Annotated in this window: 1 pseudogene; it reads right to left on the reverse strand. The window is 67.9% G+C overall.

Annotated elements, in window-relative coordinates:
* Window positions 1-782, reverse strand: a pseudogene (locus C0461_RS14345) (NAD-dependent DNA ligase LigA); the annotation flags it as partial.

Raw genomic sequence — 782 nt, forward strand, 5'->3', positions numbered from 1 at the left:
CGACCTTGTAGACCACGCCATCGATGTCGTAGCCCAAGGTGGCGCGGTCGCTCTCCAGGTCCCGGTACAGGGCCATCAGTTGGTCGGCGCCCTCGACCCGTTTCGAACGGTCGTTGACGCGGAAGCCCCAGGATTTCAGCTTTTGCAGCGCGTCCCACTGGGCGCTGGCGAAATCGTTGGAGGCCTCCCCCCACGCATAGGCGAAGAAGTGCAGGGGTCTTTGCGCCGTGATCGTCGGATCCTTCTGACGCAGCGAGCCGGCGGCGAAGTTGCGGGGATTGGCGTAGGTGCGTTTTCCATCGGCCTCCGCGGCGGCGTTGAAGGCGTCAAAGGCGTCCGTGGGAGCGTAGACCTCGCCCCGGATCTCGATGCGGTCGGGCCAGCCGGCGCCGGAAAGCCGGTGCGGGATTCCGGCGATGGTGCGCAGATTGGCGGTCACGTCCTCGCCGGTCCTGCCGTCGCCGCGGGTCGCGCCGGTGACCAGTTCGCCGTCCACATAGAGCAGGCTGGCGGACAGGCCGTCGATCTTGGGCTCGGCGGTGAAGGCGACGGGTTCGTCAGCGGGCAGCTTCAGGAAGCGGGCCACGCGGGCGGCGAAATCGCGCACCTCGCCCTCGTCGAAGGCGTTGTCCAGCGACAGCATGGGCACACCGTGGCGAACGGGCGCGAACTGGGTCGAGGCCGCGGCGCCCACGCGCAGGGACGGCGAATCAGGGCTGACCAGATGAGGAAAACGCGCCTCGATGGCGGCGTTGCGGACCTTGAGCGCATCATAGTCCGCA

The organism is Brevundimonas sp., assembly GCF_013823285.1.
Lineage (GTDB): Bacteria > Pseudomonadota > Alphaproteobacteria > Caulobacterales > Caulobacteraceae > Brevundimonas.